This window comes from Microbacterium sp. Leaf320 (genome assembly GCF_001423485.1).
Classification (GTDB): domain Bacteria; phylum Actinomycetota; class Actinomycetes; order Actinomycetales; family Microbacteriaceae; genus Microbacterium.
The window spans coordinates 63,340-77,292 of sequence record NZ_LMOD01000005.1 but is presented as its reverse complement, the minus strand read 5'-3'; the positions used below and the strand labels follow the sequence as shown (position 1 = coordinate 77,292).

The window sequence follows — 13,953 nt, the reverse complement described above, 5'->3', positions numbered from 1 at the left end:
TCACTCGCCTCGCAGAACCGCCAGCGCGTGCTCGAAGTCCGCAGGATACGCCGACTCGAACTGCACCCACTCCCCCGTCGCCGGGTGCGTGAACGCGAGTTTGTGCGCATGCAGCCATTGACGGGTGAGACCGAGCTTCGCCGACAGCGTGGGGTCCGCCCCATAGAGCGGGTCGCCGACACACGGATGCCGGAGTGCGGCCATGTGCACGCGGATCTGGTGCGTGCGACCGGTCTCGAGATGGATCTCGAGGAGGGAGGCGCCGGGGAACGCCTCGAGCGTCTCGTAGTGGGTCACCGAGGGCTTGCCGTCGGTGACGACAGCAAACTTCCACGAGTGATTCGGGTGCCGACCGATCGGCGCGTCGATCGTGCCCGTGAACGGATCGGGGTGCCCCTGGACGACCGCGTGGTAGATCTTCTCGACCGTGCGCTCTTTGAAGGCGTGCTTGAGGGCCGTGTAGGCGGACTCGCTCTTGGCGACGACCATCAGTCCGCTGGTGCCGACGTCGAGGCGATGGACCACGCCCTGACGCTCGGGCGCACCGCTCGTGGCTACGCGGAATCCTGCGGCGGCGAGAGCACCCACCACCGTGGGGCCCTCCCAGCCGACAGACGGGTGGGCGGCGACGCCCGCGGGCTTGTCGACCACCACGATGTCGTCATCGTCGTAGACGATCCCGAGTTCGGGTACCGCGATCGGGATGATCCGCGGCTCCTCTTTCGGCTGCCACTCCACTTCGAGCCATCCGCCGCCGCGAAGACGGTCGGACTTGTCGAGTGTGACGCCGTCGAGACGCACGCCTCCGGCGGCGGCGACATCTGCCGCGAAGGTCCGGGAGAAGCCGAGCATCTTCGCCAGGGCGGCGTCGACGCGCGTGCCCTCCAGCCCGTCAGGAACGGGAAGGGAGCGGAACTCCACGCTCAGCGCCCGTCCGACGCAGCGGCGGGCGCATCGGGAGACGTGCTGTCGGCGCGTGAGGCGTCCGTCTGCTCCATGGCATCCGCCTCTTCGGCGATGGCGACGGCCTCAGCCTCTTCGTCCGTCTCCACAGGGGCGTGGTCGCGTTCGCGCGTGCCGTCGAAACGCAGCCCGAAGACGACGAGCAACGCCACGGAGATCATGCCCGTGACGATGAAGATGTCCGCGACGTTGAAGATCGCGGGCATCATCCACGGCATCGAGATCATGTCGACGACGTGCCCCATGGGGAAACCCGGATCGCGGAAGAGGCGATCCGTGAGGTTGCCGAGCACTCCACCGAGAAGGCACCCGAGGACGACGGCCCAGAGCCGGGAGTGCAGGCCGAGGGCCTTCCACACGATCACACCGGCGACGACCGCAAGCGCGATGGTGAAGATCCACGTGACGTCTGACCCGAGCGAGAACGCCGCACCGGGATTGCGCACGTAGTACAGCTGAAGGAACTCACCGAGCACCGGGACGGGCTCCTGCAGCGGCAGGTTCTCGGTGGTGAGGTGCTTCACAAACTGATCGGCGGCCAGCACGATCGCTGCGAGAATCGCAACGATCGCGCCAGCCGCCGACCGACGAAGGGCAGGGCGTCCTGGCAAAGGGACGACCTACAGTCCGATCGCGGAGACCGGGGTCGAGTCCGTCGACGCCGACTTCTCGTCGAGGTCGCGGAGCTGACCCTCGATGTAGCCGCGCAGCTGCGAGCGGTAGTCGCGCTCGAAGTTGCGGAGCTCGGTGATGCGGGCTTCGAGCGTGTTGCGCTCGCGCTCGAGACGGGCCGACTCTTCGCGCTGCTTGGCCTCGGCCTCGGTGCGGATGCGGTTGACCTCGCCCTCGGCGTCGGCGATGAGCTGAGCGCGCTTGGCCTCGCCCTCGGCGACGTGCTCGTCGTGCAGGCGCTGTGCGAGCTCGATGATGCCGGCGGTCGCGGTCGCGGAACCCGACGGAGCGGGCTCGGCCGGTGCGGCGACGGGCGCCTCTTCGACGACGGGCGCGGGCGCCTCGGCTGCGGGAGCCGCAGCAGCGACCGGCGCATCGCCGGACTCGAACGCGGCCAGCTTGGCCTTGAGCTCGACGTTCTCCTCGAGGGCCTTGCGCCACTCGATGACGATCTCGTCGAGGAAGTCGTCGACCTCGTCCGGGTCGAAGCCGTCCTTGAAGCGGACGTGCTGGAACTGCTTGGTGACGACGTCATCCGGGGTAAGTGCCATGGTGGCTCCTTCGATGAGTTCGGTTGCCAGTTTCGAGAATGGCGTGGTCGTGATGTGGCGCGAACCCGGGGCGCGCACCTGGGAGCCAAGCATAGTCCCCGAGCCTGTCAGCCGCGACGCCGCGACACTCCGCGGCGTCGAAGTCGGGCAGGCCTCAGATGAAGTTGCGGACGATGCTCATGAGGATCAGCACGATCAGAATCGTGATCGAGAACCCGAAATCCAGCGAGATCGAGCCGATCCTCAAGGGTGGGATGATCCGCCGGAAGAACCGGACGGGCGGATCGGTCAGCGTGTAGACGAGCTCGGCTGCGACGAGACCCGCCCCCTTAGGCCGCCACTCCCGATTGAACATCGGGATGTAGCCCAGGATCAGACGAGCGAAGAGCACCAGCAGATACAGCAGAAGCATCAGGTGGATGATGCTGGCGACGATGGAGACGACGATCCCCACGGTTTACGACTGGTCGAAGCCCGCGGACTCAGCGTCTGCGTGCGCGATTCCCCCGTGGCCCGACACCGCGATGTTCTCCGGCGAGAGCAGGAACACCTTCGAGGTGACCCGCTCGATGCGGCCGTACAGGCCGAGCGAGAGACCCGATGCGAAGTCGATCAGACGGCGAGCGTCAGCATCGCTCATCTGCGAGAGGTTGATGATGACCGGGACACCTTCGCGGAAGCTCTCCGCGATGAGCTGAGCATCGCGGTACTGCTTCGGGTGCACGGTGAGGATCTCGTTCACTGCCCCTCCTGCGGGCTGGCGCACGGCGACGGGGCGCCGCAGCGGGGTGACGGGCGCCGGAGCGGGCTCTTCCCGGTCACGATCGCGATCACGCTCGCGGTGGGCGCGGGCCGGAGCCTGCTCCTCGTAAGCCTCTTCCTCGTCGGCGAGGCCGAGATACACCATGGTCTTCTTCAGCGGGTTACCCATCGTGTCCTCCGGTTCGAACGTGTCGGGTTGGTCTGTTCACAGGTTAACCCCGGTCGGGGCGGGGTCCCGTGATTGCGGAGCCGATCCGCAGGTGTGTCGCACCGGCGTCGATGGCTTCGACGAAGTCACCGGTCATGCCGGCGGAGATCCAGTCGGCCGCGGGCTCGACCTCGCGCACTCCATCGGCGATCGCGCGCAACCGGGCGAACGCCGACGCGGGCTCCTCGTCGAGAGGCGCCACGGCCATCACGCCTCGCAGACGAAGCGTCGGGAGGGTCAAGATGTGCTCGGCGAGCGAGCGGGCATGCTCGGGCGCGACACCGCCTCGCCCCTCGTCCGCCGTCAGGTTGACCTGAACGAGGACGTCGAGGACGTCATCCCCCTCGGCAGCCCTGTGCAGGGCGTCGGCGAGCTTGTCGCGGTCGACCGAATGCACGGCATCCGCGCTCCGCCGGATCGCCGAGGCCTTGTTGGTCTGCGCCTGCCCGATGAAGTGCCAGCGGACATCGAGGCCGTCGAGCTCGCCGACCTTCGCGGAGAGCTCCTGCTGACGGTTCTCCCCCACCTCGCGCACGCCCAGCGCGTGCAGGTCGCGCACGAGGGATGCCGGGTGGAATTTGGTCACGACGATCCGGGTGATGTCACCCGGATCACGGTCGGCCAGGCGCGCGGCCTCGGCGATCCGTTCATCGATCGCCGAGAGCCGCGCGGCCAGACCAGATTCCTCGGGGCCCTGCGCGAGGGTCACTTCAGGAATTCAGGGATGTCGATGTCGTCATCCGCGAACGCGGGCTCGATGCTCGTGGCGGTGACGCGCTGGGGAGCCTTCTCGGCCTCGACGGCTTCGGAGGCGGGCTTGCTCTCCTCGTCGTTCGAGAGAGCGACCTCGGGGAGCGTGCTCGCTGCGGCGGGACGCGTGACGACCATCGGGTCGAGGCGCAGTGAGGGCTCGCCGCTGTCGAAGCCGGCGGCGATCACGGTGACCCGCACCTCATCGCCGAGCGTGTCGTCGATGACGGTACCGAAGATGATGTTCGCCTCGGGGTGCGCGGCTTCCTTGACGAGGTCTGCGGCGTCGTGGATCTCGAAGATGCCGAGGTTCGAACCACCCTGAATGGAGAGCAGGACTCCGTGAGCTCCCTCGATGCTGGCCTCGAGGAGCGGCGACTCGACAGCCAGCTCGGCGGCCTTGATCGCGCGGTCGGCGCCTCGGGCGGATCCGATTCCCATGAGCGCCGAACCGGCGCCCTGCATGACCGACTTCACGTCCGCGAAGTCGAGGTTGATGAGACCCGGGGTCGTGATGAGGTCTGTGATGCCCTGCACACCGGCGAGGAGCACCTGGTCGGCCGTGGCGAAGGCCTCGATCATCGAGATGCCGCGATCGCTGATCTCGAGGAGGCGGTCGTTCGGCACCACGATGAGCGTGTCGACCTCTTCCTTGAGCTTCACCACGCCGGCTTCGGCCTGGCTCTGACGACGACGCCCCTCGAAGGAGAACGGCTTGGTGACGACACCGATGGTCAGTGCGCCGATCGACTTCGCGATGCGAGCGACGACGGGGGCGCCACCGGTTCCGGTTCCGCCGCCCTCACCCGCCGTCACGAAGACCATGTCGGCGCCCGTGAGCGCCTGCTCGATCTCTTCGGCGTGGTCCTCGGCTGCACGGCGACCCACCTCGGGGTCGGCTCCTGCGCCGAGTCCGCGAGTGAGCTCGCGGCCCACGTCGAGCTTGACGTCGGCGTCGCTCATCAGCAGCGCCTGCGCGTCGGTGTTCACTGCGATGAACTCGACTCCGCGGAGACCGAGGTCGATCATGCGGTTGACGGCGTTGACGCCGCCACCGCCGACGCCGACGACCTTGATCACGGCGAGGTAGTTCTGGTTCTGGCTCATGGCCGGCCTCCGAATAGTCGAGCCTGTCTTTGGGCGAGATCCCGAGGGTTGAACCTTAAACCTCAACTAGAGGTGTAAAGTATTTCCCGGTATTGGTTTCTCTTGTTCGAAGGTAAGCGTCGCGACCCCGCGCACCCGCAAAGACACGGGCGTGTCGCCCGTTTGCCGTCGAAACCTCAGCCGACGACGACTGCGTGGGGCGAAGTGACGTCGATCGTGGATGCGTCCGGACGCCCGATCAACGTCTTCGAAAGGGCCTCGCTCTTCAGCGGCGAGTCCTCAGCGCTCCCCCACACCACAGTGAGACCTGAGCTCAACGTGAGCGTCACGTCATCCGGCGACGTCGCACGCACGCCCGTGAGCATCGCCCTCAGATCGGCCGGCACCGACCGCACGACGAGACCCGCGCTCTCGAAGGCTGCCGAGTCCGTGCCGCCCTCGATGTCGAGCACGGGCTGTCCGGCGGGCTGGTCCGTCGTCGTCGCGAGAGCGACCCCCGCGGCGTCGACGAGCGTGTACCCCGCCTCCGAGCGGATGACGCCGACGGGTGTGCGCTCGACGATCCGCACCGTGAGGTCGTGCGGGGGCTTCGCCTCCAGCGCATAGGTCTCGATCAGCGGGAAGGCCAGCAGAGAGGCCTTGACCGCGCTCGAGTCGATCGAAGCGAGAGGGGTGCCGATCTGGTCGGCCAGTGCCGCTTCGACGGTTGCGGCATCCAGGGTCGTCGCGCCCACCACGGTGATCTTCTCGACCGCGAACAGTGGGCTGTACGCCGCGGCGGTCGTTCCCCCGACGAGGAGGACGACAGCGCCGATCGCGCTCAGCCAGATGATCCGTCGGCGGCGTGAGCGCTGGGTGAAGCGGCGGATCTCGGCACGGAGCGCCTTGCGCCGTGCGCGCGCCGCCCGCCAGACGTCGCGCGTCGACGTCGGCCGTTCGGCATCCGCCGCCCCCGCGTCTCCTGCGTACGCCCCGAGATCGACGACATCCGCATTGTCGCGCCCATCCTCACCCGCAGCAGCGCGTGCGCGACCGCGAGAGCCCGCCCGTCGCCCGGCTGCGGACTCGCCTTCCGCGAGACCCGCGGGAGGCGTGGGAAGCGGAGGCGGACGTCGCATCGCCTAGACCTCTGTGGTCCGCAGCGACTCGAGCACCTGCGGGATGATCTGGTAGACGTTGCCGCAGCCGAGCGTGACGACGAAGTCGCCCTCACGCGCGACAGACGCCGTGTAGTCGGCGGCCTGCTGCCAGTCCGCGACGAAGTGCACATGCGAGGGGTTCTGGAAAGCGCCGCTGACCAGCTCACCCGTCACCCCGGGCACCGGATCCTCGCGCGCGCCGTAGACGTCGAGCACGACCGTGTGGTCGGCGTAGGTCTCGAGCACGTCGGCGAACTCGCGGAACATGTGCTTCGTGCGCGAGTACGTGTGGGGCTGCTGGATCGCGATGATCCTGCCGGAGCCTGCGATCGAGCGCATCGCCTCGAGCGCGGCCCGCACCTCGGTCGGGTGGTGCGAGTAGTCGTCGTAGACCGTGACGCCGCGCTCGATTCCGTGCTTCTCGAGCCGCCGCACGGTGCCGGCGAAGCCCTCGACGGCGCGCGCGGACTCGGTCAGCCCGAAGCCGACGGACATGAGCACCGTGATGGCGCCGGCCGCGTTGATCGCGTTGTGCACACCGGGCACGGCGAGCTGCAGTCGCACGCTCTCATCACCCCGGGTGATCGTGGCGGACACGGGGCCCGCGGTGACGATGTCGGTGACACGGACGTCGGCATCTTCGGCCTGGCCGAAGGTGATGACGTTCGGGTGCGACAGCCCGGCGCCCACACGCAGCGCGCCCAGGTCATCGCTGGAGATCACGACGGCCTCGGTGGCGGCGTCGGCGAAGCGTACGAATGCATCGTGGAAGGCTTCGTCCGACCCGTAGTGGTCGAGGTGGTCGGGGTCGACGTTGGTGATGAGCGCGACCGCGGTGTCGTAGAGCAGGAAGGTTCCGTCGGATTCGTCGGCCTCGATCACGAAGAGCTCACCCGCGCCCGTCGCACTCGAGACACCGAGCTGCTCGATCACGCCGCCGTTCACGAAGTTCGGGTCGGCACCCAGCGCCTGGAGAGCCGTCACGATCATGCCGGTCGACGACGTCTTGCCGTGCGCGCCGGCGACCGATACGAGTCGCCGCGCGCCGATCAGCCAGTGCAGCGCCTGCGAACGATGGATCACGTGCAATCCACGTTCCTTCGCCAGGAGGAATTCGGGATTCTCGGGCCAGATCGCACCCGTGTGCACCACCGTGTCGGCATCGCCGAGATGGGCGGCGTCGTGTCCGACGTGCACCGTGGCGCCGGCCGCTGCGAGAGCGCGGAGGTTGTCACTGTCCGCCCGGTCGCTCCCGGAGACGCGGATTCCCGCATCGAGGAACATCTTGGCGAGGCCGCTCATGCCGGATCCTCCGATGCCGATGAAGTGCGCGGAGGAGATCGACTCGGGGATCGGGAGAGTGAGGTCAGGTCTGATCATGTCGGATTCAGTCTACTTTTCAGTGAGGACGTTTCGGCGGCGCTGAGCCGTGTCTGCAGCGGACTCAGACGAGCCCGAGGGCTCGGTCGACGAGCGCGATGACATTCTCGGTACCGCTGCGCGTGCCCACGTGACCTGCTGCGTCCGCCATCGCCGAGAGCCGCTGCGGATCCTTCAGCACGGGGATAACGATGCGCCGCACGGCGTCTCCGTCGAAGGTGGCATCGTCGAGCAGACGCGCGGCACCGGCGGCGACGGCGGATGCCGCGTTGAGGCGCTGCTCGCCGTTGCCCACCGAGTACGGCACGTACAGCGCGGGGATGCCGAGCGCGCTGATCTCGCTGACCGTCGCCGCCCCGGAGCGCGAGACGATGAGGTCGGCCAGAGCGAACGCGAGATCCATGCGATCGACGTAGCGGCGCAGTGCGTAGCCGGGCACCTCGGGGTCGGCGAGATCGCTGCGCTCGCCCGTGACGTGAAGCAGCTGCCATCCTGCGGCGAGGACGTCGCCCCAGGAGTCGGCGAGGGCCTCGTTCAGGCGCTGAGCTCCGAGAGATCCGCCGAACACGAGCAGGACAGGACGAGAGGCATCGAGTCCGAAGTGCTCTGCGGCCTCGTCACGGGCGGCGGCGCGGTCGAGCTCGATGACCTCGCGGCGCAGCGGCATGCCGACGACCTCGCCACCGCGCAGCTTCGTGCCGCCGAAGGCGACTCCGGTCGCCGCGGCGCGACGCGCACCCAGCACGTTCGCGAGGCCGGGCTTGGCGTTCGCCTCGTGCACGACGAACGGCACACCCTCTCGGCGGGCGGCCACATAGGCTGGGGCGGAGGCGTATCCGCCGAAACCGACCACGACATCGACGGCGTGCGTGCGGATGTGCGCACGCACTTGGGCGATCGCACGACGGAAACGTCCGGGGAATGCGGCCGCCTGCCTGTTGGGACGACGCGGGAACGGCACCTTGTCGACGATGAGGAGTTCGTATCCTCGGGCGGGCACGAGTCGGGACTCGAGGCCCTCCGCCGTGCCCAGCACCAGGACGGTCGCATCGGCTTCGCGGGCGCGCAGTCCGTCAGCGACGGCGAGCAGGGGATTGACGTGACCGGCGGTTCCACCGCCGGCGAGAAGGTACGTGGTCACCGTGTGACCCTACCCCGCCCTGCCGAAGGGGTCCGCTCAGCCGCACGTGCTTCCGGGACCTTGAGGGTGCGAGCGAAGGACAGCAGGACGCCGCAGGCGATGAGCACCGCGAGGAGCGCCGTGCCGCCCTGCGACATGAAAGGCAGCGGAACGCCCATGACCGGGAACAGTCCGATGACGACGCCGACGTTGAACACGGCCTGGCCCGTGATCCAGACGGTGATGCCACCGGCTGCGACGCGGATGAACGGGTCGTCCGTCTTGCGGATGATGTGGAAGGCGCCGACCGTGAAGAGCGTGAAGAGCGCGAGGACGACGATGCAGCCGATCAGTCCGAGCTCCTCGCCGACGATCGCGAAGATGAAGTCGTTGCCCGCGGCGGGCAGCCACCCGTACTTCTCCTGCGAGTTGCCGAGGCCGACGCCGAAGATGCCTCCGGAGGCCATGCCCCAGATCCCGTGGATCGACTGGTAGCAGTCACCGGTGTACGCCGACATGTCGGAGCAGGTGGCTGTGATGCGTCGCATGCGGTCCGGGCTCGTCACGGCGAGGGCGATGACCGCCACGACGCCGAGCAGCACGGGCAGGATGAACAGTCGCAGCTTCACGCCGGAGAAGAACAGGCAGCCGAGCAGGACGATGACCAGCACCATCGCGGTGCCGAGGTCCTTTCCGGCGATGACCGTGCCGATCGCGAGCGCTCCGACCGGAACCACCGGGATGAACACCTGGTGCCAGGTTCCGAGCATCGTCTGTTTGCGCAGCAGCACGTACCCGACCCAGAGCGCGAGCGCGAGCTTCAGGAACTCCGACGGCTGCAGGGTGAATCCCGCGATCATGATCCAGTTGCGGTTACCGCCGTCCTCGATGCCGAGAGGCGTGAAGACGAGCATCTGCAGGGCGATCGAGCCGAACAGCGCAGGCCACGCCATGCGCTTGAGGAAGGCGATCGGCAGTCGCGAGATCAGGAACATCAGCGGGATGCCGAGCACCGCGAAGATCCCCTGGCGCAGCGCGCCGTCCATCGGGTTCTCGCCCTTGGCCACCGCGGTCGCACTCGTCGCCGAGAGCACCATCACGAGTCCGAAGATCGTCAGCATCAGGGCGGCCGACGCGATCATCAGGAACTCGGTCGAGACCGGGGTGAATCGCCTCCCGAGGGAGACACGGGCGGCCAGGCCTCCCGACGAGGTGCGGCCGGACTCAGACCGTGGGGGGCGTGCGACCTGCGTCATCGGCGCTCCCCCGGTCTATCCAGTCCCGCACCGCCTCGGCGAAGCGGTGTCCGCGATCCGCGTAGCTGGAGAACTGATCGAAGGATGCCGCTGCGGGGGCCAGCAGAACTGTGCCCTCGCCATCGACGATTCCCGCGGCGATCTCCACGACGCGATTCATGACGTGACCAGTCTCGCCAGCATCCACCTCGAATACCGGCACCCCCGGCGCGTGTCGCTCGAATGCCGCGACGACGGAGGTGCGCTCGACGCCGATCACGACGGCCGCACGGGCCGTCGAGCCGACGGATGCGACCAGATCGGCGATGTCGACGCCCTTCAGATCTCCGCCGACGACCCAGACCGCTCCGGGGTAGGCACGCAGAGACGAAGCGGCGGCGTGCGGATTCGTCGCCTTGGAATCATCGACCCAGGTGATGCCGGCGTGACGCGCGATGACCTGGATACGGTGCTCGTCGAGTCGGAAGGACTGGAGAGCTGCATGGATGGCTTCGGGCTCGACCCCGAGCGAACGTGCGAGGGCGCTGGCCGCCAGGATGTTCTGCACGATGTGCGGCGCGGCGAGGCCGACGCTCTGCAGGTCGGCCACCGTCGTCAGCTCCAGCGCACTGGTCGCCCGATCGTCGAGGAACGCCCGATCGACGAGCAGCCCCTCGACCACGCCGAGGTCGCTGGGCCCGGGGATGCCGAGGTCGAAGCCGATCGCTCGTGCACCGTCGACGACCTCGGCCTCCTCGACCATGAGCCGTGTGGCCTCATCGGCCTTGTTGTAGACGCAGGCGACACGCGTGTTGCGATAGACGATCGCCTTCGCGTCGCGATACGCCTGGGCGCTGCCGTGCCACACGAGGTGGTCGTCTGCGAGGTTCAGGCACACCGACGCATGCGGGAAGAGCTGCCCCTCGGCGCTGGACTGCCCGAGGTACCAGAGCTGGTGGCTGGAGAGCTCGACGACGAGCGCATCGAAGCCCTCGGGGTCGCGCACGGCATCCAGCACCGGCACTCCGATGTTGCCACAGGGGGCCGCACGCAGCCCGCCCTCGACGAGGAGGGATGCCGTCAGCTGCGTCGTGGTGGTCTTGCCGTTGGTGCCGGTGATCAGCACCCAGTCGGCGGGAGTGCCGTCGGCGCGCGTCACCTTGTCGCGGACGCGCCAGGCGAGCTCGATGTCGCCCCAGATCGCGATGCCGGACTCCTGCGCCCACCGGATCACGGGATGCGCGGGAGAGAAGCCGGGAGAGGCGATGATCACTTCGGGCGCGAAGACGCTGAGCACCTCGGGTACCTCGACGAGAGAGCCCAGTTCGAGGCGCGCGCCGATCACGGGCAGGAGATCGGCGTATTCCTGCTCGGCAGACTCGCTGAGCACGAGCACATCGGCACCGAGCTCCGTGAGCGTGTCGGCCACCGAGAAGCCGGTCATCGAGAGCCCGAGCACGGCGACCCGCAGGCCCGACCAGTCGGAGCGCCAGCTGGTCAGCGTCGCGAGCCTGGACTCAGCTGACACGCGTGAGCCATTCGACGTAGAAGAGTCCGACGGCCGAGACGGCGAGGAGTCCTGCGATGATCCACATCCGGACGACGATCGTCACCTCTGACCACCCGCGCATCTCGAGATGATGGTGGAAGGGACTCATCAGGAACAGCCGCTTACCGCGAGTGACCTTGAAGTAGGCGCGCTGCAGGATGACCGAGCCCGACGCGAGGACGAAGACTCCGGCGATCACGAAGAGCAGCAGCTCGGTGCGGGTGAGGATCGCCATCGCGGTGATCACACCGCCGATCGCCATCGAGCCGACGTCGCCCATGAAGACCTTGGCCTTGGGGGCGTTCCACCAGAGGAACCCGATCAGGCTGGCGGCGAACGACGCGGCGATGATCGCCAGGCTGAACGGATCGCGCACCTCGTAGCATCCGCCTATGGCCGCCGATTCGACGCCTTCGCCGACGCAGGACTGTTTGAACTGCCAGAAGGCGATCAGGCTGTAGGCGCCGACGACGATGACTCCGGCTCCCGCGGCGAGGCCGTCGAGCCCGTCCGTGAGGTTGACACTGTTGGACGTCGCCACGCCGATGACCGAGATCCAGAGCAGGTAGAGGGCCCAGCCGAGGATCGCGGTGAAGGCGAAGAGGTTCAGCCAGGGGATGTCGCGGAAGAGCGAGATCGAGCCGGATGCCGGTGTCTGGTCGTACGAGTTCGGGAAGTTCAGGGCGATGATGCCGAACGGGATGATCACCAGCAGCTGGCCGATGATCTTGCGCCAGCCCGAGAGTCCGAGGCTGCGCTGACTGCGCACCTTCATGTAGTCGTCGATGAACCCGACGGCTCCGAAGCCGACCATCAGCCAGATGACGAGGAGCGCGGACGTCGACGGAGTGCCTCCGCCCACGTAGGTTCCGGTGAAATAGCCGACCATGGTGCCGACGATGAAGATCACGCCGCCCATGGTCGGGGTTCCGCGCTTCGCCTCATGGCTCGGGTTCTCGATCGCCTCGGGCGTGCGGATGACCTGCCCCCAGCCCCACTTCCGGAAGAGCCGGAGGAAGACGGGAGTCAGGAAGAGCGTGAAGGCGAGGGATATGGCGGCCGCCATGATGAGAGATCTCACGAGAACAATTCTCCCAGACGATCGCCGAGGTGCCGGAGCCCCACGGAATTGGATGACTTGACGAGCACGCGGTCGCCATCGCGCAGCTCGCCACGCAGGTACTCGAACGCAGACTCCTGGTCGGCGAAGAACACGGCCTCGCTGTCCCACGAGCCTTCGCCGATCGCGGAGATGAAGAGGCGGCGAGCCTCGGGGCCGACGACCACGATCCGCTGGATGTTCAACCGCACGGCGAGCAGACCGATCCTGTCGTGCTCCTCACCCGCCGTCTCGCCGAGCTCGCTCATGGCGCCGAGCACCGCGACCGTCCGCTCGTCGGGGCCGGTGATCTGCGCGAGCGTGCGCAGCGCCGCAGCCATGGAGTCAGGACTCGCGTTGTAGGCGTCGTTGATGATACGCACGCGCTCGTTGCCCATCGGCTGCATGCGCCAGCGCTCGGCGATCTCGACCGTCTCGAGCCGAGCGACAGCATCTGCCGTCGAGACGCCCAGCACACGCGCAGCCGCGATGGCAGCCAGAGCGTTGCCGACATGATGAGCACCGAGGACCTGCAGCCGGAGCGGAAGCCGCTCCCCCGCAGCTTCGATCACGCAGGAGGTGCCCGATGCGGTGACCTCCAGGTCATGGGCCCGCACGTCCGCCGCAGCGCTCTGACCGAAGCCGACGACCTGCATGCCGCGTGAGACGGCGAGCTCGCGCATCGCCGCGACTCGGGGGTCATCGACGTTGAGCACGGCGGTCCCCGAGGGGATGGCGGCGGAGACGAGCTCGGACTTGGCCTTCGCGGTCGCCTCGATGCCGCCGAATCCTCCGGCGTGCGCCATGCCGACCATCAGCACCACGGCGATGTCCGGCTCCACGAGGCCCGCGAGGCGTGCGATGCTGCCCGGCGCGTCCGCACCGAACTCGCTCACGAGGAACCGCGTGTCGTGCGTGATCCGCAACATCGTCACCGGAGCGCCCACCTCGTTGTTGAACGAGTTGATGGGCGCCACCGTCTCCCCCTCGCCGGCGAGGATGCGCGCGAGGAAGTTCTTGGTCGTCGTCTTGCCGTTCGAGCCCGTGATGCCGACGATCTTGAGATGCCCCTCGGCGCGCACGCGCGCCACGACCTCTCGCGCCAGATCGGCGAGGGCGGCGACAGCGCTCGGGACGACGATCTGCGTGATCTCGTCGTCGACAGGATGCTCGACGATCGCGAGAGCGGCGCCGGCTGCCAGCGCGGATCCGACGAAGCGGTGTCCGTCGGTCTCGGCACCCGGCTTCGCGACGAAGACGGATCCGGGCGCCATGGTGCGCGAATCGGTGTCGACCACGCCGTCGACGAGGGTCTCGGCCGTCGCGGTACCTGCGAGTCGGAGATCACCCCCGAGGACGGCGGCGATCTCAGCAAGCGACAGGGCGATCATGACGTCTCCAGGCGCGGCGGGGCGCCG

General features: G+C 68.0%; 14 protein-coding genes. All 14 read right to left on the bottom strand.

The window, feature by feature from the left end; translation table 11 throughout:
- The 14 genes from ASF63_RS16265 to ASF63_RS16200 all read right to left on the bottom strand — a co-directional run bounded on the left by ASF63_RS16265 (nucleotide 1) and on the right by ASF63_RS16200 (nucleotide 13,926).
- A complete protein-coding gene (locus ASF63_RS16265) occupies nucleotides 1-921 on the bottom strand; it encodes an RluA family pseudouridine synthase (RefSeq protein ID WP_056516501.1) in 921 nt (306 codons plus the stop codon).
- A gap of 2 nt (nucleotides 922-923) precedes the next feature.
- Nucleotides 924-1,487 carry a signal peptidase II gene (gene lspA / locus ASF63_RS16260; RefSeq protein ID WP_235560840.1) on the bottom strand — a complete coding sequence of 188 codons (564 nt, stop codon included), beginning with the start codon at nucleotides 1,485-1,487 and terminating at the stop codon, nucleotides 924-926.
- Nucleotides 1,488-1,583: 96 nt separating this feature from the next.
- Entirely contained in the window at nucleotides 1,584-2,186 is a 603-nt protein-coding gene (locus ASF63_RS16255; protein WP_056306996.1) for a DivIVA domain-containing protein, read from the bottom strand.
- A 154-nt stretch (nucleotides 2,187-2,340) separates the two neighbouring features.
- Entirely contained in the window at nucleotides 2,341-2,598 is a 258-nt protein-coding gene (locus ASF63_RS16250) for a YggT family protein (RefSeq protein WP_056517310.1), read from the bottom strand.
- 45 nt (nucleotides 2,599-2,643) lie between these two features.
- A complete protein-coding gene (locus ASF63_RS16245) occupies nucleotides 2,644-3,117 on the bottom strand; it encodes a cell division protein SepF (protein WP_056516495.1) in 474 nt (157 codons plus the stop codon).
- A gap of 43 nt (nucleotides 3,118-3,160) precedes the next feature.
- Nucleotides 3,161-3,811: a YggS family pyridoxal phosphate-dependent enzyme gene (locus tag ASF63_RS16240; RefSeq protein WP_414843791.1), complete on the bottom strand. Its 651-nt coding sequence runs from the start codon at nucleotides 3,809-3,811 to the stop codon at nucleotides 3,161-3,163.
- A gap of 50 nt (nucleotides 3,812-3,861) precedes the next feature.
- Nucleotides 3,862-5,013, bottom strand: coding sequence for a cell division protein FtsZ (gene ftsZ / locus ASF63_RS16235; RefSeq protein ID WP_056306990.1), 1,152 nt, complete (start codon nucleotides 5,011-5,013; stop codon nucleotides 3,862-3,864).
- Nucleotides 5,014-5,189: 176 nt separating this feature from the next.
- The gene (locus tag ASF63_RS16230; RefSeq protein WP_082478278.1) at nucleotides 5,190-6,131 is read right to left on the bottom strand and encodes an FtsQ-type POTRA domain-containing protein; all 942 of its coding nucleotides are present in this window, start codon (nucleotides 6,129-6,131) and stop codon (nucleotides 5,190-5,192) included.
- A 3-nt stretch (nucleotides 6,132-6,134) separates the two neighbouring features.
- Nucleotides 6,135-7,532 carry a UDP-N-acetylmuramate--L-alanine ligase gene (murC, locus tag ASF63_RS16225; RefSeq protein ID WP_056516487.1) on the bottom strand — a complete coding sequence of 466 codons (1,398 nt, stop codon included), beginning with the start codon at nucleotides 7,530-7,532 and terminating at the stop codon, nucleotides 6,135-6,137.
- Nucleotides 7,533-7,596: 64 nt separating this feature from the next.
- The gene (locus tag ASF63_RS16220; RefSeq protein WP_056516485.1) at nucleotides 7,597-8,673 is read right to left on the bottom strand and encodes a UDP-N-acetylglucosamine--N-acetylmuramyl-(pentapeptide) pyrophosphoryl-undecaprenol N-acetylglucosamine transferase; all 1,077 of its coding nucleotides are present in this window, start codon (nucleotides 8,671-8,673) and stop codon (nucleotides 7,597-7,599) included.
- Nucleotides 8,670-9,908 carry a putative lipid II flippase FtsW gene (gene ftsW, locus ASF63_RS16215; RefSeq protein ID WP_056516480.1) on the bottom strand — a complete coding sequence of 413 codons (1,239 nt, stop codon included), beginning with the start codon at nucleotides 9,906-9,908 and terminating at the stop codon, nucleotides 8,670-8,672. Before ftsW ends, ASF63_RS16220 begins: the two co-directional genes overlap by 4 nt.
- Nucleotides 9,877-11,415, bottom strand: a complete 1,539-nt coding sequence (gene murD, locus ASF63_RS16210) for a UDP-N-acetylmuramoyl-L-alanine--D-glutamate ligase (RefSeq protein WP_056516477.1) — start codon at nucleotides 11,413-11,415, stop codon at nucleotides 9,877-9,879. The genes ftsW and murD overlap by 32 nt, the downstream gene beginning before the upstream one ends.
- On the bottom strand, nucleotides 11,405-12,517 hold the full coding sequence (gene mraY, locus ASF63_RS16205) for a phospho-N-acetylmuramoyl-pentapeptide-transferase (RefSeq protein WP_056516474.1): 1,113 nt from the start codon (nucleotides 12,515-12,517) through the stop codon (nucleotides 11,405-11,407). The genes murD and mraY overlap by 11 nt, the downstream gene beginning before the upstream one ends.
- Nucleotides 12,514-13,926, bottom strand: coding sequence for a UDP-N-acetylmuramoyl-tripeptide--D-alanyl-D-alanine ligase (locus ASF63_RS16200; protein ID WP_056516472.1), 1,413 nt, complete (start codon nucleotides 13,924-13,926; stop codon nucleotides 12,514-12,516). Before ASF63_RS16200 ends, mraY begins: the two co-directional genes overlap by 4 nt.
- Between the last annotated feature and the right edge of the window lie 27 nt (nucleotides 13,927-13,953).

Bases quoted from the DNA above. Each gene is read 5' to 3' on its own strand.
- ASF63_RS16255 (WP_056306996.1), bottom strand. From the start codon at position 2,186: ATGGCACTTACCCCGGATGACGTCGTCACCAAGCAGTTCCAGCACGTC.
- ASF63_RS16250 (WP_056517310.1), bottom strand. From the start codon at position 2,598: ATGCTTCTGCTGTATCTGCTGGTGCTCTTCGCTCGTCTGATCCTGGGC.
- ASF63_RS16245 (WP_056516495.1), bottom strand. From the start codon at position 3,117: ATGGGTAACCCGCTGAAGAAGACCATGGTGTATCTCGGCCTCGCCGAC.
- ftsZ (WP_056306990.1), bottom strand. From the start codon at position 5,013: ATGAGCCAGAACCAGAACTACCTCGCCGTGATCAAGGTCGTCGGCGTC.
- ASF63_RS16230 (WP_082478278.1), bottom strand. From the start codon at position 6,131: ATGCGACGTCCGCCTCCGCTTCCCACGCCTCCCGCGGGTCTCGCGGAA.
- murC (WP_056516487.1), bottom strand. From the start codon at position 7,532: ATGATCAGACCTGACCTCACTCTCCCGATCCCCGAGTCGATCTCCTCC.
- ftsW (WP_056516480.1), bottom strand. From the start codon at position 9,908: ATGACGCAGGTCGCACGCCCCCCACGGTCTGAGTCCGGCCGCACCTCG.
- ASF63_RS16200 (WP_056516472.1), bottom strand. From the start codon at position 13,926: ATGATCGCCCTGTCGCTTGCTGAGATCGCCGCCGTCCTCGGGGGTGAT.